We start from the raw sequence: 17,750 nt of genomic DNA, 5'->3' as shown, positions 1-17,750 counted from the left end.
TTACAAATGCTCCCGCTACTTTCGAGCAATTATATTGTCTTCCACGCCCTATCGGCACAAAACGATAAAGCACTTCTTTATTTTCTTTCCCTAAACATTCACAAAATCTCGATGGCATAAATAAATAGCTTTTGATAAAATATCATCATAAAGTTAGTTTGAAGGAGCGGAATCGATTGGATAATCAATTTTCTGAACTGTTGCGGTCCGTTATCAAAGAGGAGTTAGAGCCGATTAATAGGCAGCTTGTCGAATTAACATCCGAACAGCAACAAATGAAACAAGAGCAAGAACTCATAAGACAAGAGCAAAAAATTATGAAACAAGATCAAGAACTTATCAAACGCGCTGTACTTGAAACCAATGATCGTCTGAAAAATGTGGAAACCATTCTCGAGAATCAGCACAAAATCATCGAGTTGCTTTCCGCCCGCTCCATCCAGCAAGAAGCCGAACTGAAAAGAATCAAGTAGAAAATCCGGTGCCCCCATGCATTCGGATTTTTTTTGCAGATATCCGCAATCGAGCAAGTCCCCAAATTTCCCCCTCCATAAAATGGACAACTGTTGCCCGGAAGGCGGTCTCATGCCAGGTTTAACCAAACGTCAGATCCTCCTTGTTGCGCATAATTCCGCCAAGTGCCGGGGCAAATTGCGAAATGGCGCCCTTAAAGGATAAAACTGCTGTTTTTAGCCAAACTAAGCGAATAACGCACCGATGCAGCAGTGTAACTCGCCGTGCATAACAAGTGACAACAATGGAGGAACAAAGTGCTGATGCTAAAAAACAAACTGGGCGCTGTCTTGGCTTTAGCCTTAACGACCTCTCTTTTATGCCCCTATACGGAGGCTTCCCCCCATGCTCTAGTCAAAGGAAGAAGCTATTATGAAGAGCGCGGGGATATCGTTTGGGAGGTTCCGACGCACGAAAAATTTGTCGCCTTTACTTTTGACGACGGACCGGACGATCGGCAAACTCTGGAAATTTTGGATATTTTGGATCAAAACCAGGCAAAGGCAACCTTTTTCGTGGTAGGGGACAGGGTGAAACGTTTTCCTGAAATCGTGCAATTGGAGCTGGCGAAAGGACATGAAATCGGGAACCATTCTTTTCATCACCCATCCTTTCACAACATAACGACAAGCTCCATTATGTCCGAACTAAGCCAGACCCAGCAGGCGGTTATTGAAGCAACCGGACAAAGACCTGTGCTGTTTCGTCCTCCGGGAGGGCATTATAATGAAAAAATCGTAGAAGCTACGAAAAATAACGGACTGCAAATGATTCTCTGGTCATGGCATCAAGATACGTTGGACTGGACCTCGCCAGGCGTTTACAAAATCGTACGCAAAGTCGTTAACAATGCCCGCAATGGAGATATCATTCTGATGCATGATTATGTTCACAACAGCAAGCAAACGGCCCAAGCGCTCAAAATCATTTTGCCCGAGCTTAAAAGCCGGGGCTATTCTTTTGTGACGGTTTCCGAACTGCTAAGCCATAAAGTGACCCCCGATCACCACATTAAGGCCAACCATTGAGAGCAGGGTTCAAAAGAATCCCTCAAGGAAAGGAGTTCGACCATGGATACTAAAACGGGACAAGGCCCCGGCGTCGATCCGATACCGGTGCCGAACCGCCACCCCACCGCCGCAACCGAGAAACTCGAGGACCTCGTCGGCGCGGTTATGAACGAAGGGACGGAAGCATCAGCCGGGGAAGACGGCCGGCAAAGAGAAAAGCGCAAATAGGTTAACGCAAGGACATACGGCAAAAAAATACCAAAAAAGGAGGTTCTCTTCGGGGAGAACCTCCTTTTTTGCTTGTTTACGCCGCAGCGATGCGATTTCGAGAACAGCAGGCAAGGCCTGAATACACGAATTAACGGACAAGGATACAATATCCACTGGACCTGTATTAATATACTTACTATACTTTAATATTGACTAAGCTTATAAAATTCAACTACAATGCAGTAGAATCCAACATAGATAGGTGATTACTTATGGAACAACACGTTTACCGTGTTTTATTGTTTTATAAATTCGTGCGTATCGATAATCCCGAGCAATTTACCGCCGAGCATTTGCAGTATTGCAAGGATCTCAGAGTTAAAGGGCGTATCCTGATCGCCTCGGAAGGCATTAACGGTACCTTGTCCGGGACGATAGAACAAACCGAACGCTACATGCGGGATTTGCGGGCCAATCCGTTATTTTCGGATATCGTGTTCAAAATCGATGAAGCGGACGGCCATACGTTCAAAAAAATGTTCGTCCGCCACAAAAAAGAACTGGTCACGTTCCGTTACGGGAAGGAACTGGATCCGAACCGGGTAAGCGGCAAACGGCTCTCGCCCGCCGAATTTTACGAGCAGCTGCAAAACGAGGATGTCATCGTCCTCGACGGACGCAACGACTATGAATACGACATCGGCCATTTCCGCGGAGCGATCCGCCCGGAGGTCGAATCTTTCCGCGAATTTCCGGAATGGATTCGGAACAACCTGAGCGGCTATAAGGACAAAAAGGTACTGACGTACTGTACGGGAGGCATCCGCTGCGAGAAGCTGACCGGCTTCCTGCTGAGCGAGGGCTTCAGCGACGTGGCCCAGCTCGAAGGCGGCATCGTCACCTACGGAAAAGATCCTCAGGTGCAAGGCCGCCTGTTCGACGGAAAATGTTACGTGTTCGACGAGCGGATCTCCGTGCCGATCAACCGGACCGAGGAGGACGTCGTTATCGGCCATTGCTATCATTGCGGAACCTCGCACGACCGTTACATCAATTGCCCGGTCTGCAACCTGCAGCACATTTGCTGCGAGGAATGCGAGGCGGAGCACCACGGCTTCTGTTCCGACGCCTGCAAGGAATCGTTCGTGACCGTGAAGCACGGCTGACCATTTACCCGAAAGGGAGTGTCTTTGTGAACCAGATCAAGGAGCTTACCACCCGCGAACGGATTCTCCACATGATGAAAACGTCCGGACCGCTCAGCGCCAAAGAAATCACAAGCGAGCTGAAAATAACCGAAATGGCGGTACGCCGCCATCTCGGGACGATGGAGCGGGACGGATTGATCGAATCCAAAATGATCCGGCAAACGCTGGGCCGCCCGACGGCAGTTTACGGCTTGACCGAAATGGCCGAGGGGCTTTTCCCGAAAAAATATCATACGCTCACGCTCGACTTGCTGGAAGAACTTGAGGAGGAAAGCGGCGGGCGCATGGTAGACCGGCTGTTCGAGCGCCGCCGGGACAAATTAAACCGGAAGTACCTGGCCGAGATGGACGGTAAAACGCTTCCGGAAAAGGTGCAAAAGCTGTCGGAAATTCAAAACGACAACGGCTACATGACGGAGCTCGAACGCAACGAAAGCGGCGAATTCGTGCTGATGGAGCATAATTGCCCGATTTCGCAAATCGCTTCCCGGTACAACCATGCCTGCGATTGCGAACTGAATCTGTTTGAATCGCTGCTGGACGCCGAAGTCAAGCGTACGGAATGCCTGGCCCAAAACGGCAAAAAATGCGTTTATGTCATTCGTGAGCGGAAGAAGGGTACATCCGGGGAATAACCCTACGGATTGCTCAGCAGCTCCTTCTGCCCGGCATAAGTCCTCCGTTCACTCTCGGGGGATAAGGCTGTCATGATGGCGTAAACCTGATTAAACTGTTGTTCAATCATATTCAAAATCCCCCAATCTTTTTCAGGGCGGGTAAACCCGCGCATGAAGATAAAGGCAGCCGGACGGCTGCCTTTTCTATATATCATAAGCTTTTAATTCATCTTCGATCGCCTGCTTGACCGATTGGACGCACTCTTCCGTCGTTTTGCCGATCACCCTTTTTCCGTTGACCAGGGCATAAGGTCTGAGCCGGCACAATCCGCACAAGCTGAGACATTCCGCCCGCATAACGGCAATCTCGGGATACTCCTGCTCCAGATTTTCCAGATCGAGCGCGCTCATTAGGTTGCTGTCGCAAACTTCGACGATGACGATGCCAAGTCCCATACAGGATCACCCCAAACTTTGCAAATATTGCCCGATCATTCATTATGATCAAAGCGGCTGGGTTTGTCAATGTCTGCAATAGATTTAACATACTTAACATACATTTATGTTGACTAAGTCGAAATAGAGATTTATAATAAGGTTTGTCGGAATGAAACTACATATTATAAGGAGAAAGGAAGGATTTAGCATGGCACATCAATTACCTGCTTTGCCTTACCCCAACAACGCACTGGAACCTCATATCGATGAAACAACGATGATGATTCACCACGATCGTCACCATAATACGTACGTTACGAACCTGAACGCCGCTCTGGAGTCCGCTCCTGAACTGCAATCCAAATCCGTGGAAGAGCTGATTTCCGCTTTGGACAGCGTACCCGAAAGCATCCGCACCGCGGTTCGCAACAACGGCGGCGGCCATGCCAACCACTCTTTGTTCTGGGAAACGATCGGCCCGAACGGCGGCGGCCAACCGTCCGGCAAACTGGCTGAAGCGATCAACAACGAGCTTGGCGGGTTCGACAAATTCAAAGAGGATTTCACCAAAGCGGCTACGACGCGTTTCGGCAGCGGCTGGGCATTCCTCGCGGTAGACGGCAGCGGCAAATTGTCCGTTTACAGCCTGCCGAACCAAGACTCCCCGCTGATGGAAGGCAAAACGCCGATCCTCGGCCTTGACGTATGGGAGCATGCTTACTACCTGAAATATCAAAACAAACGTCCTGACTACATCGCCGCTTTCTTTAACGTCATCAACTGGTCTGCCGTTGAGAAACGTTACGAAGCTGCTGTCGGCAAATAAGAACCGCGCGGGGCATTGAAATCTCTGCGGCAAATCGGAAGGGGTGTCCTAAGAGCCTTTGGCTTACGGGACACCCCTTCTTGCTTTAACCGAATCGCGGACGACCAGCGCCGGCTTCACCTGCCAGCGAACTGCCTCCCTGCTTGTTCCGAACTCCGAGAGCAGCAGCGAAACCGCCGCATCGCACATTTTCTCCTTCTCCACCCGCATCGTCGTCATCCTTAAACTAACCGGGCCGGCGTAATTCAAGTCGTCAAAGCCGGCGATGGACACCTGGTCCGGCAGCTTGATCCCCCGTTTCTGGAGTTCCCCGGCAAGAAGATAGGCAATCCGGTCGTTACCGCAAAAAAAAGCCGACGGCCATGATGCCATATCGTCCAAAAACGCGGAGATCTCCCGGTCCGTGCAGTCATAACCCGCAGATCCGGTTAACGTATGCTCGGAACGAACGGTCAAACCGTGATCCTGCATCGCCTTCCAATAACCGTATCCCCGTTCCTCGTGGCTGGAAGAGAGGTTCATCGGCGCGATCATCCCGATCTCCCGATGGCCGGAGGCGATCAAATGGGAAACCGCCGCGTACGCCCCTTCCACATTCGCCGACGTCACGGCGGGGCACGGCAAATCGCGGTAATACGAATCCATCAGCACCAGAGGAATGTCCATCTCCCAAATCAACCGGGCGTATTCCCGGCCGATGATCCCGAACAAAATGACGCCGCAGTGCGGAATGTCCGCAAATTGCCCCGGCAGCGCCCGCCGCGATTCCATCTCCTCGTCTATGGGGGTTATGATGGCATTAACGCCTTTTTTGCGCGCGCTTTTCTCCAGGCCCCAAATCATATCGTGAAAAAATTGAAAATGGTCGTTATCCTGATAACTCATGATCCGCTCCGGAACAACGACCAAAATGTTGGCGTTTCCCGCTTCCTTCGCGGCAAATGGGCCATATGCCATCTCCTTGGCCGCCTGCAGCACCCGGCTCCGCATATCCTCACTGACGCCCTTTTTGTTCATTAGGGCGAGCGATACCGCATTTTTCGAGATTCCCAGCTTGTCGGCGATATCCTGCATCGACACTTTCTTTTTGCGGCCCATTCTTTTCATTCCTTTCGAAACATGATACACTTGACTCGCATATTACTTTACAAAATATAATTTTGTCAAGTTTGTCAAGCCTAATAAGTGAATTACACAAAAGGAGAAAGATGAGATGAGTGAACCGATCTTTTTGCAGCCGATTTTTCAAGAACGCATTTGGGGCGGAACGAAGCTCCGGGAATTGTTCGGCTATGAGATTCCGAACGATCTCACCGGTGAATGTTGGGCGGTTTCGGCGCATCCGAACGGACAAAGCACGGTCAAAAACGGTCCTAATCAGGGAATGAAGCTGGGGGATTTATGGTCGGCCCATCCCGAGCTGTTCCGCTCGGAATCCGCCGTGTTCCCGCTGCTGACGAAGATTCTCGACGCCTCCGACGACCTGTCGGTGCAGGTTCATCCGGATGACGAATATGCCGGCAAACACGAAAACGGCGAGCTCGGCAAAACGGAGTGCTGGTACATTGTCGACGCCGAGCCGGGCGCGGCGATTATTTACGGCCATGAAGCCAAAACGAAGGAACAGCTTGCGGAGATGATCGACAGCGGCGATTGGGACAGGCTGCTGACGAAGGTGCCGGTCAAAGCGGGCGACTTCTTTTACGTGCCAAGCGGTACGATCCACGCCCTGGGCAAAGGCATCGTCGTGCTGGAGACGCAGCAAAGCTCGGATACGACTTATCGCGTATACGATTATGACCGCAAGGACAAAAACGGCAACACCCGGGAGCTTCACCTGGAAAAAGCCGTCGACGTGACGACCGTGCCCCAAGCTTATCAGCCGATCACATACGACACCACTAAACAGGAAGGACTTACGGTAACCTCCTTCGTTTCCAACGCGTTTTTCACGGTGCAAAAATGGGAGGTGGCCGGCGACGCTTCCCTCTCAGGGAACGAGAAATATACGATCTTCAGCGTGCTTGAAGGCAGCGGCTCGCTCACGGCAGGCGATCAAACCTATCGATTGGCGAAAGGGGAGCATTTTATCCTTCCGGCCGGATTTGGTCCGTACCGTTTAGGCGGAGAACTGCAACTCATCATGTCACACGAATAATCCGCAGCATACACAAAAGGGACAGTGCTTATTCCAGATAGGAAGGCTCCGTCCCTTTTTGATTTTCGCTGAAACCGTTACTTTTGCAAATAACGTTCCCGGATCATGCTTAGATGATGTTGGGCATGGCCGGCAATCACGTACGCCAGCGCCCTCGCCGATATCGTTACCCCGCTGGCGTTGCCTTGGCGCAGCCAAGCTTCGTCATCCAGTTGGCGGATTAACGACAGCGTGGATTCGCGTACGACGGAAAAATCATGCAGCAACGCGCAAACGGGCTGCCGGGCAAAAGTCGAATGGCGGACGAACAGTTCCTCGTCAAATCCCGGAAGCGGCGTCGTGTCACCGCGCGATATCCTAAGCAGCCGATAGCTCATCACCCGTTCCGTATCGCTGATATGGCCCAGCACTTCCTTCAGGCTCCATTTGCCTTCCGCGTAACGGTAATTCCCCTGCTCTTCGGTTAAGGAACCCCATTCTTCCTTAGCGAACGCGGGCTGCGTCTGAAGCAGCTCCAGCAGATCGCCTTCCGGCACCTTATCGATATATACGGTAAAATGCTCCGCGTATTCCCCCGCTTGCGGCTTCGTTAACATCATGATTCCTCCTCGCTTTTTCGTTTCATTTAATCTTCCCACAGCTCATCCATCAGCGACTTGATTTCTTTGCTGCGGGAGGCGGTTTGCTCCCGGTTCGCCACCCATTTCCCGCCGCTCCATTCCACGACATCCCCCGGTTTGACGCCGGGATCGACCAGCTTGCGCGGAACGTCCCGGGTCACTCCGTCACTTTCAATAATACAAAATTCTCCTTCAAAACGGTCCACAACATGCAGCATGCTTGCTCACCTTTCCGTGAGGATTTGTAGCTCCCGCCCGTCGGAATCGATCTCCACGGTCCCCTGAAGATCGTTGCGGTACACTTGAATCCGCTGTTTGGCCAGCCGGTCAAGCACCGTTTTGGTCGGGTGCCCGTACGAATTGTCTCCCACTTGAATCACCGCGTATTCCGGCCTGACACGATCGAGAAAACGCGGCGAGGTGGACGATTTGGAGCCATGGTGCCCCACCAGCAAAACATCGGCGCGAAGGTCGGCCCCCGACTCGATCATCGCTTCCTCGCTTTCCCGCTCCGCATCTCCCGTCAGCAAAAAAGAAGTATCGCCGTAGCTCACCTTTACAACCGCGCTCATATTGTTTTTGTCATCCGTCGTCGCGACGGGTGCGATCATGTCTACGCGGACTTGTTCATCCCAATCCAGCGAAAGCCCGGCCTTGGCGGTTTTCACTTTAAGCCCTTTCCCGCGGATCGCCCGCAGCAAAGATTCAAAGGTTTTCGTGTTGGAGGAAATTTTCGGCATATAGATCTGGCCGACGTCAACATTCTCGATAACGCGGTCCAAACCGCCGATATGATCCGCGTCCGGATGGGTGCCGATGACGATATCCAGCCGGGTGACGCCGTATTCCCGCAAATAATCGAGCATGTGCTGCTCCTCGCTGTTGTTTCCGGCATCGATCAACATCGTTTCGCCGGACGGGCTAATCAGCAGCTGCGAAGCCCCTTGCCCCACATCCAGAAAAATAACCCGCAGCGAATGGCCGGAATCACCGTCAGCGGTAGAATGATGCGCCTTCTTGTTCGGCTGTCCCGCCGTTCCGGCCGGCTCAAATCCGTTTAACGCACAGCCGGAAAGCAAAGCGCAAATCACGCCGAGGCATATCAAAGCGCTAAACGCCCTGACCATTTCGCCGCCAAAGAAGCTTTTCTTACGTTGCGTTAATAATCTTTTAAGTCTGATCATCGATGTCGTCCTTTTCTCTTCAGCCTAGAAGCAGTATGTAAAGTTCATCAGAACATTTGTTCCAATTATACGTTATTGCGCAACCCGAAATCAATCTAAAAATGAATAATTTTAATAAAAAAGAGACCGCCCTGCATCAGCCATGCAAGGCGGTCTCTCGCTATTGCGCTAATCCAAGTTATTTCTTGGCTTTCTCGACTTTAACGGATACGGAAACCGTTGCCGTTTTGCCGCCATACTTTGCTTTGATCGAAGAGCTGCCTTTGGCCACGGCTTCGATCTTCCCGGCCGTCACTTTGGCGACGGAAGGCTTGGAGCTGGTCCAGGTTGCGCTTGAGGTGACTACAACCGTTTCACCCGTATCGTATTCCGCGGTGACAACAACCGATTTCACCGCTCCCGGGGACAATGCCAGCCGCTTCTCGTCCACGTAAAGCTTCTTCAGCTTCGGTACGACGTTAACTTTAACGCTGACATCATTACCTTGGTAAGAGGCGGTCAACGTTGCCGTACCGATAGCGACCGCTTTTACCGAACTGCTCGGGATCGTGGCAACTTTTTCGTCCGAAGATTTCCAGTCCATTTTGCTCGTCAGGTTGATCTTCGTGCCGTCCGTATAATAGCCCGTTACTTTAATCGATTTCGATTTTTTCAAGTTCAATTCGATCGATTGCGGCTCAACCACGATTTTGGAAATCTTCTTCTCGATCGTTACCGGAATGCTGATCGTTTTGTTGGAATAAGTTCCTTTTAACGTAGCCGTTCCTTTCGTCAAGCCTTTGATTTTCTTTCCGCTGCCAGCCGTTTTGAGCACCGCGTTTGTCCCCGTCACGCTCCAGTCGATTTCGGACGGATCGACCACTTCTTCCCCGTTCTCAAAAACGGCCGTTATCTTCGGCAGGCTTGATTCCTCGCCCATCACAATGCTCATCTTCTCTTCTTCCGAAATCAGCGTGAGCACTTTTTCCTTCACTGTAACCTTGACGGTGACTACGCTATCCTGCGTTCCCCGGATTGGGAATGCCGCGTTCGGAGTTAAGCCCGATCCGATATCCTCGAGTTTGCCCGTAATCGTAGCCGTTGTGGACAGCTTCAAATCATTGCTGTCTTTGGCGACGATCTTACCGTCTTCAATGGTTACGACTTCTTCATTGTCGGAAGACCAGACGATTTTATTGTTGAAATTCACTTTGTCGCCATCGACCTTCGTCGCCTTCACGTCCGGCAAGCTCGCGGATTCTCCCCGCAGCAGCTCCATTTCGGTCTTCTCGGCTTCCAACTTGGTGATGGTCGGATGAACCGTAACCGTCAAACTTTTGCTGATGCCTTGATATTTTGCTTTAATCGTGGCCGTACCGGCCGACTTGGCCGTAACCCGACCATTGTCGTCCACGGTGGCGATCAATTTATTGGATGATCTCCACTCAGCTGAACTGCCGACGTCCGTCGTTTCGTTGGCCGCTACCCTTACTCCGGCGCTAATCTGCAGCGTTTCGCCGACAAACAGCAGTGGATCGGACGAAGGGGTGAGCAAGATCGCTTCATACGGCGCCCGCACATAAATGTCTACGCTGACCGTTTTTCCCATGTAGCTTGCCGTAATTGTCGTTTTGCCCATAGAAATGATCTCGACGGTCCCATCGTCAACGGTGGCCACGCTCGTGTCCGAGGAGGTCCAGGTCGCTTTCTTCGATACATCAGTAGCAGACTTATCGCTGGCCGGCACCGTTTTCGCCAACAACTCGATTTTGCTGTCGGCAAGAATCAGTTCCAGATCTTCGTTTTCCCCGATTTCGGTTCCACCCGCAGCCCGATACAGCTTCAGGCCGGCATAAGGGGAACTAACCGTCGCTTCGAAGGAAGCGGTCATGCCGGAATACTGCGCCTTGATCGTCGCTTTCCCTTCGCCGACGATCTTAATAACGCCTTTCTCGATGGTTAGCACGCTCGAATTGGAGGAACTCCAATCCGCATCTTCGGTCACATCCTTCGGATCGACGGCACTGTTGTCGTTAAGCGCCAGCGCTTTAACCTTGAGATCGTCCCCGTCGCTGTCCAGGCTGTATTTCCCACCCTGTTTATATTCCAGCGATAATTTCGAATATGTATCTACCGCTTTAATCGTAATCATCGAAACGGAGCCCTGATAGCTGGCTTGAATGATCGATGTCCCGCTCTTGAACGGAGTTACCATCCCGTTGTTCAAGCTCAGGATATTTTCCGAAGATGTCCAGGTGACCACTCCGGTTACATCTTTTTTGGTCGTCGAGCCCTCGATCGAAGCCCATACCTTCAGCTGCTTGGAACTTCCAACTTTGAGCTCGATCGTCGTATTCTCCCCGTCAATGGAGATTGCGCTGACATCGCCGGTGGCTGCAAAAACTCCGGTCGGAAACACCACGGCAAGGAGCAGCGCCAAAACGAGGAACCACTTCGTCATCTTCCTTTTAACAACCATGCATTTCTCTCCTTTTAGTCTTGTTCTTCGGATAAAGGAACCTTTTTCCAGGCCTATGTATTTATATCGACATTTGGTAGATATTTCGTAACGTTTTTCAACAAAAATAAGCCCTTTGTCCTATTAAAAAAATGAGTGTTTTACCCAATACGACAAAATTCGACGATCATAGGAATAAGAACGGCCTTCTCAATATGAAAAAACAGCCCCTCCTCCACGAAAAATGAACTGCTTTTTACGCGCCAAGCCAACAAAAAAAACGCACGATATCCGCACTGCCTGCGAAAGTCATGCGTTTCTTTATGCAACCATGCCGAGGACGGGAATCGAACCCGTACGGGTGTCACCACCCCCAGGATTTTAAGTCCTGTGCGTCTGCCTATTCCGCCACCCCGGCGAATATGTCGGGACGTGTCAGCTCACGTCATCCTGAAAAACCCGCATAACAAATTATAAACAGATTTCGGAATAAATTCAACATGTTGCGCCTTTCGGCCGATAAAACAATTATAAGAAGATTTATGGCAAGTTAAATTTGATAGATTTCCAGCCATCATCACAAGAGGAAGGTGTATGTATGCATGAACTGAAAATCGCCGTTACGCTGGGTCATCAGGTCGTCGTAAAACTGGAAAGCGGACAAATAATGACCGGTTTGCCGAAATGGGGATCGGCTCCCGACAGGGTTCAACTCCGCACCATCGAAGGGGCCGTTTGGGTCAAGCTGAACGAAATTTCGCACGTTACCCGGATTATTCCGTTTGAAAGATAATCTCGTTTCGCCAACTCCAGCCCGCCCTGCAATATATTTTTTAACTAATATTTTATTGGCTTTCGACATTTTTTTGCAAATGTTTCTCTTCTTCAAGGGAGGATTTACAAATTCAGACATAGAATGTATTACTACCACTTTAGCCTGGTGCGGAACAGATATAAAGTGGGATTCCGCATGACGGTCGCCAGTGCACAGCGGACGTATTACATAGATATTTAAATACTAGGAGTTGTTCGCTTTGGAGCTGATTCTAAAAATTGAAGAACTCCGGTTGGAATTAAACAAGCTTGCTGCGTGCAAACGTCTGGCCGACCGGGAGCTCGTTTTGGTAAGTCAACGACTGGACGAGCTGTTGAACGAATATCATCGTTTGATCTTAGAACAGCAAAGCAAATGATTCAGGGGGAGTCGCTTTGGCGACTCCCTTTATTTTTCTTTTTTTCATAAAAACGCAAAAAAAAACCGCCTAGCCTACAGACGGCCGAAGCGATGTTGTTAGTATCAAATCAATTGTACATTACAGTTCTTTGGTCATAAAAACGCTGTTCGGATCCTCTTTGTAATCCGCAAACGGACTGCAGTATTCAAACCCGAAGCTTTCATACAAGTTTCTGGCCGGCTTAAAAGCGTCCATCGAGCCCGTCTCCAGGCTTAACCGCCGGTACCCCCTCCGTCTGGCCTCTTCCACGATATGGGCCAGCAAGGCCCTGGCGACGCCTTTGCGCCGATGGGATGACGCCGTCCGCATCGATTTTATTTCGCCTTGCTCCCGGTCAAGCTCCTTTAACGCGCCACAGCCCGCTAATATCCCTTGCTCCCATGCGCTCCAGAACGTAATTTCCGGCTTTTTCAGACCCTCCAGATCAAGAGCGTGAATGCTTTCCGGAGCGAGGTTTCCGCCATGTTCGCCAGGTGCTCCCCGATCAACGCCCTAATTTCCGGACCGTTTAAGTCGTCCAATTGAATCTCCAATGATTTCACCTCTCCCACCCATTTGCGATAGATTTGTTTTATAGAATATATACTATCATTAGCGCGCCCACTCAAGTCAATTGCCGAATTTCAGTCCTGTTATCGCGACTGTCATTTACCTAGTTCCGAACCCGTGGACAAACAGCCATCGCCAAGCCGCCGTTAGCAAATCAAATTTCCCGACCATTTTACGATGGCAAAAAGCCAACTCAACCATCCTTTAAAATAGCAAAAACCCCTTGCCTGGCAAGGGGTTTCGGCTTATGGGCCCTACAGGACTCGAACCTGTGACCAATCGGTTATGAGCCGACCGCTCTAACCAACTGAGCTAAGGGCCCGAACCACATCAATTGCGGGGGCAGGATTTGAACCTGCGGCCTTCGGGTTATGAGCCCGACGAGCTACCGGGCTGCTCCACCCCGCGTCATTAAAATAGCGACTTAATTAATATACAATATAAGTCATGCGAATGTCAAGGGGGGGATGGGAGGAAAAAACCGCCCATCATCCCCTTGTTTCTACATTCAATCTCCGCCCTGTGGCTCTTTTTTAAATTTGGCCAGTATTTCATTTCCCGCCTGTTCCCATTCCGCCAGCGCTTCTTTTGGCGTCGCTTGGCTGTCCGCGACTTGCTCGAAAAAAGTCTCGCCCGACATCTCCACTTCCCAAAACAGCTTCGAAAGCTCGAGGCTAGACAGCAGGGGCTCATCCGAAACGGACGGGGGAACCGGCTTCCGAGCGGAAAAGGCCTCAATATGATAGTCCAGTCCGCCTTGGGGACGGATATATTTCTTCCGGGCGACGAGTTCGGAGCCGCTATGCGATCTGATCTTGGCGTAATCATCACCGTTTAGAAATTTGACAAATTCCCAGGCGTCCTCTACATTTGGAGCGGCGTTGTTAATCGCCGTAAGATTGTTTAACTTGATGCCGCCGGTTTCCGGCGCCTCCGGATGCATTGGAAAGGCCGCTACGTCCCAGTCTATAGAAGAACCGTTATTCTTCTTGGCATATTCAATCGCGTCGTTCAATTGACCCACATAACTGTAATCGGCCACCAGCATGGCCGTATCGCCCGAGATAAAAAGGTCTGTATCATATGTAGGCGTCTGTTCAATATACTGACCTTTGTAACCTCCAAATAACACCTTATCGGCCACCAGCTCACTGATAGTGGTCAAGACCTTTTCCCATTGCGGCGAATTAACGGCCATCTTCCCTGTCTGCTCATCAACGAGCTTGAGTTGAAGCGGGGCGACGTAATCCGAAACCATATAATTAAACGGCCCTAGGCCGTCGCGCCATTGCGTAAAGGATATGCCGTAAATTCGATTCTGCCCCTCACCTCTAGCCACGCGGCGGGCGAGGTTAAACACCTCATCCCAAGTCATATTGTCGGTCGGCGGTTCCACCCCGGCTTCCTGAAAAATTTTCTTATTATAAAACAGCGCCGAAGCCGTAAACGTCGGACTTAATCCGTAAATGTGCTGGTCTCCAATAGCCTTGGCTCCTTCCAACACAGCGGGAACGATGCCGGAGGTATCGAATTTATCCTTTTGAATGAGCGGATCCAGCGGTTTAACCAGGTTTTCCCGCACCAATCTCGTCAGGACCTCGTCGCTTACGATGACCACATCGACCGGGTTGTCGCCGGTCATGATTTTTTTCAGATTTTTCATAATATCTTGGTCTTCTTCTTGCTTCGCATTTCTTCCGTAGGAACCTCCATAAATGGCCGGAACAAGTTCTATGGTAAGGCCGGGATGGGTCACCTCAAAGGCATCCACATATGCTTGCCGGAAATTTGCTTCATTCCCGCTTCCGTACACCATCCCGATTCGCAACACCCTCTCTTCATCATAGGCGGGCTTAGCCGAAGTGCAGCCCACGGAAAGAGATGCGATCAGACTTAACATGGCTATAACAGCCCATAACCTTTTTCCCCAAAAACTGCTATTCAATTGCAAACTCCTCTCCCTTATCATCAGCTTTGTCTTGTAATAATCCGCTCCTATTCACTATAACGCGCGCTAGGGCCTCCTTTGTGACAGGTGTAATCACGGGATAAAACGGACGCCGTATTTTCCTTTCCGAGAGCGGAAAATTTCAATTTCGCGCATGTCGTCAAAACCGTAAATCCAGCCATCCTGCTCGAGTCTGCGGGCCAGGCAACCGGCTTGAAACTTCGTTCTGTACAACTTATTGAAGTATACCCAACGCATGGCTTGTCAGTTCATCCTTTCGTTATTTCATAAATCTTCTCCCTGCCTATAGATTACCCAGGAGCGGCCAAAAAAAGCCGCCGGGATCGTTCCCGGCAGCTGCTTTTGGGTTTAGTAAATTTTGTTTACACGCCTGCTTAATATTTGACTCCGGAAGTTCCGCTTTCGTTCGGGATGTACGGAGTGCCGTCTTCCTGGAATTGGGTTTTCGGGTTGTTTTTGATTTCCAGCAACATCTTGTTGCCCTTTTCTTCCCATTCCTTGAGCGCTTCCTCCGGCGTTTTTTTGTTCTCCAGCACTTCCTGATAGTAATTGCGCCCGATGTTGGTTACGCTGTACAGGCCCGGTTTTTCGGCGAACATTTTGTCGTCTTTCGGGTCCGTCGGCGGCGTAGGCTTGAGCAAATAAAACGCCTGAATATTGTAATCCAATCCTTGTTTCGGCTCAATAAACGACTTGCGCGCCACCATCTCGTAAGAATTGCTGCGGGATTTTAGTTTCGCCCAATCCGGGCCGTTGATGAATTTGATAAAATCCCAGGCGGTCTCCGGATTCGGCGCCGCACTGTTGATGGCAAACGTGCTGCCTAGCCAAATATTTCCCCCGACATCCGGTTTTTCGGAATGTACCGGCACCGTAACGATATCCCAATCGACCGCTTTGAAGTTTTTGATTTTGCCGGCATTGTTGTTCGCATCGGCAATCTCGCTGATATAATAGTTATCCCCGATCGTCATCGCGACTTTGCCGGACAGGAACAAATCGCCGCTGATCGGCGTCCATTGGTCCATGGCTCCATCCGACATGCCCGCCGAGGAGTCCGGAATGATTTTATCCTTGACCAGTTTCGACATCGTTTCCCAAACTTTGATCCATTGGGGCGAATTAACCGTCATCATTTCCGCTTTATCGTCATACGTTTTGAGCTGCAGGGCGTTTAGGTAATTGCTCTGCATATCGTAAAACGGATCGCTGCCCTGGTAGCGGCTGAAAGCAAATCCGTAGACCCGGTCTTTTCCTTCCCCTTTGGCAACGCGGCGAGCCAAATTAAAAACGTCATCCCACGTCATCTTGTCCGTCGGAGGTTCGACGCCGGCGTCGGCAAATATCTTTTTGTTATAAAAAAGCGCCGATGAAGTGAAGGATGGAGTTAAAGCGTACAGTTTCCCGTCCCCTAAATCCTTGATGCCTTCAATCACCGCAGGCACGTAATCCGCAGTGTCAAATTTATCTTCCTGAATCATCGGGTCCAGTTGCTTGACCATGTTTTCCTGGATCAATTGGTTCAGCACGCTCGTATCCGTAACAACGATGTCGACCGGATTGCCGCCGGTCATAATCTTTTTTATGCTGTCCAGGTAATCCGGCGGTTGATTCTCTTCCGTGCCGTCGGAATAGCGGTATTGGCTTTGATCGACGGCCGGAACGATCTCGATCCGGACTTTCTGATGCGTAAATTCATAGACATCGGTATATTGCTGGCGGAAATACGAATCATCGTATCCCCCGTACAGCACACCGATCCGCAGCACCTTCTCCTGCTCTTTGTCGGCGGCTTTGCCTCCGCTGCAGCCCGCAAGCAATCCCAGCGCAAGCGTTGCGGTCAGCAGCGCCGTCGTAATTTTACGAAAACTCCCTCTCCTCATGCTCATTTTACCCCATCCCCCTCTAAGGCTTTTGGCGCCGTGATAATGATTTTTTCTCCGTCAAACTCCATGCTGGCCCGCCCGCCGATACCGACGGCTTCCAGATATTCTTTCGGCACCTGAAGACGACCGACGCGGTCGACCACCACAAACGCTTCGTGTACCTCCTGCAGTCCTCCGCCCAAGCCCTCCGCTGCGGCCAGATCAAGGTTAGGATTCCGCTTCACAAACTCGGTGCTCGTCAAACCGTCGCGGATCGCCACGACGCGGTCCACTTTGCCCGCCAGCGTCAAATCATGCGTAACGATGACGACCGTGATGCCGATATCCCGGTTGACCTGGCGAAAAATCTGCATGATTTGATCGGATGTCGCCGTATCGACCGATCCGGTCGGTTCGTCGGCAAGCAGCAGTTTCGGACGGTTCGAAAGCGAAATGGCGATCGCCACCCGCTGCTGCTCCCCGCCGGATAGCTGGTGGAGCTTGTTGTGCATCCGGTGCTTGAGTCCAACCCGCTCCAGCAGTTCCTTGGCATAATTGCGGTCCAGCTTGCCGGTCAGCAGCATCGGCATCTCGACGTTCTCCAGGGCCGTTAAATAAGGCAATAGGTTGCGCGCGTTGTTTTGCCATACGAAACCTACCGTGCTGCGCTTATATTCCACCAGTTGATCGTCGCGAATCTTCAGCAGATCCCAGCCGCCGACGGACACCTGGCCGGCCGAAGGCCGGTCAAGGCCGCCCAGAATGTTCAGCAGGGTTGATTTGCCGCTGCCGCTGTTCCCGATTATGGCCATCATTTCGCCTTGCTCCACGGTTAGATTAAGACCCTGAAGCGCTACGACTTCGATGTCCTCGGACTTGAAAATTTTGACCAATCCTTCGCAGTGTATCAT

At 50.9% G+C, this 17,750-nt stretch carries 19 protein-coding genes, 3 tRNA genes and 1 pseudogene; 9 read left to right on the top strand and 14 right to left on the bottom strand.

Going from position 1 to position 17,750, the window contains the following annotated elements:
• Positions 1-176 precede the first annotated feature (176 nt).
• The 5 genes from DYE26_RS01105 to DYE26_RS01090 all read left to right on the top strand — a co-directional run bounded on the left by DYE26_RS01105 (position 177) and on the right by DYE26_RS01090 (position 3,576).
• A complete protein-coding gene (locus DYE26_RS01105) occupies positions 177-473 on the top strand; it encodes a hypothetical protein (RefSeq protein ID WP_036621479.1) in 297 nt (98 codons plus the stop codon).
• 303 nt (positions 474-776) lie between these two features.
• On the top strand, positions 777-1,541 hold the full coding sequence (locus tag DYE26_RS01100; protein WP_036627897.1) for a polysaccharide deacetylase family protein: 765 nt from the start codon (positions 777-779) through the stop codon (positions 1,539-1,541).
• Between the two features lie 42 nt (positions 1,542-1,583).
• Entirely contained in the window at positions 1,584-1,751 is a 168-nt protein-coding gene (locus tag DYE26_RS33245) for a hypothetical protein (protein WP_164815251.1), read from the top strand.
• Positions 1,752-2,005: 254 nt separating this feature from the next.
• Entirely contained in the window at positions 2,006-2,899 is an 894-nt protein-coding gene (gene trhO, locus DYE26_RS01095; RefSeq protein WP_036621477.1) for an oxygen-dependent tRNA uridine(34) hydroxylase TrhO, read from the top strand.
• Positions 2,900-2,925: 26 nt separating this feature from the next.
• The gene (locus DYE26_RS01090) at positions 2,926-3,576 is read left to right on the top strand and encodes a helix-turn-helix transcriptional regulator (protein WP_036621475.1); all 651 of its coding nucleotides are present in this window, start codon (positions 2,926-2,928) and stop codon (positions 3,574-3,576) included.
• 186 nt (positions 3,577-3,762) lie between these two features.
• Here the strand turns inward: DYE26_RS01090 and DYE26_RS01080 are convergent, their stop codons facing one another.
• Entirely contained in the window at positions 3,763-4,014 is a 252-nt protein-coding gene (locus DYE26_RS01080) for a YuzB family protein (protein ID WP_036621471.1), read from the bottom strand.
• A 190-nt stretch (positions 4,015-4,204) separates the two neighbouring features.
• Here DYE26_RS01080 and DYE26_RS01075 point away from each other — a divergent pair, with 190 nt between their 5' ends.
• A complete protein-coding gene (locus tag DYE26_RS01075; RefSeq protein ID WP_036621469.1) occupies positions 4,205-4,822 on the top strand; it encodes a superoxide dismutase in 618 nt (205 codons plus the stop codon).
• A gap of 63 nt (positions 4,823-4,885) precedes the next feature.
• On the opposite strand, the gene DYE26_RS01070 is transcribed toward DYE26_RS01075, so the two are convergent.
• Complete coding sequence (locus DYE26_RS01070; RefSeq protein ID WP_036621467.1) at positions 4,886-5,920, bottom strand: substrate-binding domain-containing protein; 1,035 nt, start codon at positions 5,918-5,920, stop codon at positions 4,886-4,888.
• A gap of 115 nt (positions 5,921-6,035) precedes the next feature.
• Between DYE26_RS01070 and manA the strand changes: the two genes are divergently transcribed.
• A complete protein-coding gene (manA, locus tag DYE26_RS01065; protein ID WP_036621465.1) occupies positions 6,036-6,980 on the top strand; it encodes a mannose-6-phosphate isomerase, class I in 945 nt (314 codons plus the stop codon).
• Between the two features lie 77 nt (positions 6,981-7,057).
• On the opposite strand, the gene DYE26_RS01060 is transcribed toward manA, so the two are convergent.
• From DYE26_RS01060 to DYE26_RS01040, 5 genes are all read right to left on the bottom strand, one after another.
• Complete coding sequence (locus DYE26_RS01060) at positions 7,058-7,576, bottom strand: DinB family protein (protein ID WP_036621464.1); 519 nt, start codon at positions 7,574-7,576, stop codon at positions 7,058-7,060.
• A 29-nt stretch (positions 7,577-7,605) separates the two neighbouring features.
• Positions 7,606-7,818, bottom strand: a complete 213-nt coding sequence (locus DYE26_RS01055) for a DUF3006 domain-containing protein (protein ID WP_036621462.1) — start codon at positions 7,816-7,818, stop codon at positions 7,606-7,608.
• Between the two features lie 6 nt (positions 7,819-7,824).
• Positions 7,825-8,784: a ComEC/Rec2 family competence protein gene (locus DYE26_RS01050; RefSeq protein WP_051985371.1), complete on the bottom strand. Its 960-nt coding sequence runs from the start codon at positions 8,782-8,784 to the stop codon at positions 7,825-7,827.
• Between the two features lie 178 nt (positions 8,785-8,962).
• Positions 8,963-11,242: an Ig-like domain-containing protein gene (locus DYE26_RS01045; RefSeq protein WP_036621461.1), complete on the bottom strand. Its 2,280-nt coding sequence runs from the start codon at positions 11,240-11,242 to the stop codon at positions 8,963-8,965.
• Between the two features lie 311 nt (positions 11,243-11,553).
• Positions 11,554-11,639: transfer RNA gene (locus DYE26_RS01040), tRNA-Leu, on the bottom strand.
• A gap of 180 nt (positions 11,640-11,819) precedes the next feature.
• Between DYE26_RS01040 and DYE26_RS01035 the strand changes: the two genes are divergently transcribed.
• On the top strand, positions 11,820-12,014 hold the full coding sequence (locus DYE26_RS01035; protein ID WP_036621460.1) for a hypothetical protein: 195 nt from the start codon (positions 11,820-11,822) through the stop codon (positions 12,012-12,014).
• Positions 12,015-12,255: 241 nt separating this feature from the next.
• The gene (locus DYE26_RS01030) at positions 12,256-12,414 is read left to right on the top strand and encodes an aspartyl-phosphate phosphatase Spo0E family protein (protein ID WP_036621459.1); all 159 of its coding nucleotides are present in this window, start codon (positions 12,256-12,258) and stop codon (positions 12,412-12,414) included.
• A 120-nt stretch (positions 12,415-12,534) separates the two neighbouring features.
• On the opposite strand, the pseudogene DYE26_RS01025 reads toward DYE26_RS01030, so the two are convergent.
• The 7 genes and pseudogenes from DYE26_RS01025 to DYE26_RS01000 form a co-directional block, all read right to left on the bottom strand.
• Positions 12,535-12,989: pseudogene (locus tag DYE26_RS01025) on the bottom strand (GNAT family N-acetyltransferase).
• Positions 12,990-13,253: 264 nt separating this feature from the next.
• A tRNA-Ile gene (locus DYE26_RS01020) sits at positions 13,254-13,327 on the bottom strand.
• Between the two features lie 12 nt (positions 13,328-13,339).
• A tRNA-Met gene (locus DYE26_RS01015) sits at positions 13,340-13,413 on the bottom strand.
• A 100-nt stretch (positions 13,414-13,513) separates the two neighbouring features.
• The gene (locus tag DYE26_RS01010) at positions 13,514-14,950 is read right to left on the bottom strand and encodes an ABC transporter substrate-binding protein (protein ID WP_036621458.1); all 1,437 of its coding nucleotides are present in this window, start codon (positions 14,948-14,950) and stop codon (positions 13,514-13,516) included.
• 96 nt (positions 14,951-15,046) lie between these two features.
• On the bottom strand, positions 15,047-15,211 hold the full coding sequence (locus tag DYE26_RS33240) for a hypothetical protein (protein WP_170180026.1): 165 nt from the start codon (positions 15,209-15,211) through the stop codon (positions 15,047-15,049).
• A 137-nt stretch (positions 15,212-15,348) separates the two neighbouring features.
• Positions 15,349-16,863 (bottom strand): ABC transporter substrate-binding protein, encoded by a 1,515-nt coding sequence (locus tag DYE26_RS01005; RefSeq protein WP_051985369.1) that lies wholly within the window; start codon positions 16,861-16,863, stop codon positions 15,349-15,351.
• Positions 16,860-17,750, bottom strand: coding sequence for an ABC transporter ATP-binding protein (locus DYE26_RS01000; RefSeq protein ID WP_036621456.1), 891 nt, complete (start codon positions 17,748-17,750; stop codon positions 16,860-16,862). Before DYE26_RS01000 ends, DYE26_RS01005 begins: the two co-directional genes overlap by 4 nt.

Source organism: Paenibacillus macerans (genome assembly GCF_900454495.1).
GTDB classification, from domain to species: Bacteria; Bacillota; Bacilli; order Paenibacillales; family Paenibacillaceae; genus Fontibacillus; species Fontibacillus macerans.
The sequence above is the reverse complement of the archived record's forward strand: the minus strand, read 5'-3'. Positions and strand labels throughout refer to the sequence as shown.

Coding starts and splice junctions, on each gene's coding strand:
- DYE26_RS01100 (WP_036627897.1), top strand. CDS start 777: ATGCTAAAAAACAAACTGGGCGCTGTCTTGGCTTTAGCCTTAACGACC.
- DYE26_RS33245 (WP_164815251.1), top strand. CDS start 1,584: ATGGATACTAAAACGGGACAAGGCCCCGGCGTCGATCCGATACCGGTG.
- trhO (WP_036621477.1), top strand. CDS start 2,006: ATGGAACAACACGTTTACCGTGTTTTATTGTTTTATAAATTCGTGCGT.
- DYE26_RS01080 (WP_036621471.1), bottom strand. CDS start 4,014: ATGGGACTTGGCATCGTCATCGTCGAAGTTTGCGACAGCAACCTAATG.
- DYE26_RS01075 (WP_036621469.1), top strand. CDS start 4,205: ATGGCACATCAATTACCTGCTTTGCCTTACCCCAACAACGCACTGGAA.
- DYE26_RS01070 (WP_036621467.1), bottom strand. CDS start 5,920: ATGGGCCGCAAAAAGAAAGTGTCGATGCAGGATATCGCCGACAAGCTG.
- manA (WP_036621465.1), top strand. CDS start 6,036: ATGAGTGAACCGATCTTTTTGCAGCCGATTTTTCAAGAACGCATTTGG.
- DYE26_RS01060 (WP_036621464.1), bottom strand. CDS start 7,576: ATGTTAACGAAGCCGCAAGCGGGGGAATACGCGGAGCATTTTACCGTA.
- DYE26_RS01055 (WP_036621462.1), bottom strand. CDS start 7,818: ATGCTGCATGTTGTGGACCGTTTTGAAGGAGAATTTTGTATTATTGAA.
- DYE26_RS01050 (WP_051985371.1), bottom strand. CDS start 8,784: ATGATCAGACTTAAAAGATTATTAACGCAACGTAAGAAAAGCTTCTTT.
- DYE26_RS01045 (WP_036621461.1), bottom strand. CDS start 11,242: ATGGTTGTTAAAAGGAAGATGACGAAGTGGTTCCTCGTTTTGGCGCTG.
- DYE26_RS01035 (WP_036621460.1), top strand. CDS start 11,820: ATGCATGAACTGAAAATCGCCGTTACGCTGGGTCATCAGGTCGTCGTA.
- DYE26_RS33240 (WP_170180026.1), bottom strand. CDS start 15,211: ATGCGTTGGGTATACTTCAATAAGTTGTACAGAACGAAGTTTCAAGCC.
- DYE26_RS01005 (WP_051985369.1), bottom strand. CDS start 16,863: ATGAGCATGAGGAGAGGGAGTTTTCGTAAAATTACGACGGCGCTGCTG.
- DYE26_RS01000 (WP_036621456.1), bottom strand. CDS start 17,750: ATGATACACTGCGAAGGATTGGTCAAAATTTTCAAGTCCGAGGACATC.